General features: G+C 77.2%; 1 protein-coding gene and 1 pseudogene. Both read left to right on the top strand.

What is annotated here, in order from left to right:
• Positions 1 to 716: hypothetical protein (locus MXD58_RS25330; RefSeq protein ID WP_308302042.1), on the top strand; the 716-nt coding region annotated here is incomplete at its 5' end.
• A 136-nt stretch (positions 717 to 852) separates the two neighbouring features.
• Positions 853 to 1,075, top strand: a pseudogene (locus tag MXD58_RS25325) (SAV_6107 family HEPN domain-containing protein); the annotation flags it as partial.

Raw genomic sequence — 1,075 nt, 5'->3', positions numbered from 1 at the left:
GGGGGTCACTGTTCGCCGAGGTCTCGCCGGTCGGGGCGCCCGGCGTCGAGGCCGGGACGGCTGGCGCCGGGACGGCGCAGGTGCGGGCGCCGGGAGATGGGTCGGGCGAGCCTGACGGCCTGCTCCGGCGGGCCGGTGGCCTGCCGCACGAGCTGGCCTTGCGGGACGCGGCCGGGGGGCGTGGCGGGGCGATGCGGCAGGTGTGGGTCGAGACCGACGAGGGTGCGGTGCTCGCCGACTGGGCGTACCGGGGGCGGGTCGAGCTGATGGCGGCTCGGCGGCCGTTCGTGCTGGAGGCGGATCTCGACGGCCGGGGGGTGCGCCTCGTCGAGCCGATGGGGCGGGTGCCCGTTGCGGCCTTCACCCCCGGCCGGCGCGGTGGTCGGGTCCGGCTGGCGAACGGGACGGTGCTGCGCTGGCTCGAGCCGACCCGCGCGGTGTTCGCCAGCGGCCTGGTGGCGCCGGGCGGGGCCAACATCATTCGGTTCGCGCTGGACGGGACGGCGCTGGTCATCGCCGGCCTGGACCGGCCCGATCCGCAGACCGCCCAGGCGGGCCGGGTGCTGGGTGCTGGGCCGGGGGATGCCCGTCGGGGGGATGCCCCGGACCCGCGCTCGGGCTGGGTGCCCGACCTGGTGGGCCTGCTCGTGCTGGGCTGGTTCGTCCGCCTGCTCGAGTCCTCCCGGCAGCCGGCGCTTCGCTCAGGTGTTCGCTGACCGGGGTGTTTGACGGGTCGGTCGCGCGCGGGCTACCTTTCGAGGTGTTCGAACCTGTGTTCGATGTCGGGAGGGTGTCATGGCCGTCGTGGATCGACCTGTCAACGGCAGGGGTTCCGGGGGCGGAGCCGCTCGCGTGGAAAGTACCTCCGCCGCGCCTGGCGCGTCCGCGGGGCCGCCGCAGCGGGCCCTGTTGCCCGCCGCGGGTCTGCCCCACCGCTCCCGGGACGAGCTGCTCGCCGCCGCCCGGCGCGGTCTCGGTGAGGCCGAGTACGCCCCCCGCGCCGGGCAGCGGTATGCCCTCGCTCATCTCGCCGCGCTGCGGGCGGCCGCCGCCGTGCTGGCGGACCGGGCGCGTC

It is taken from the genome of Frankia sp. AgKG'84/4, from assembly GCF_023242965.2.
In the GTDB taxonomy this organism is placed as follows: domain Bacteria; phylum Actinomycetota; class Actinomycetes; order Frankiales; family Frankiaceae; genus Frankia.
The sequence above is the reverse complement of the archived record's forward strand: the minus strand, read 5'-3'. Positions and strand labels throughout refer to the sequence as shown.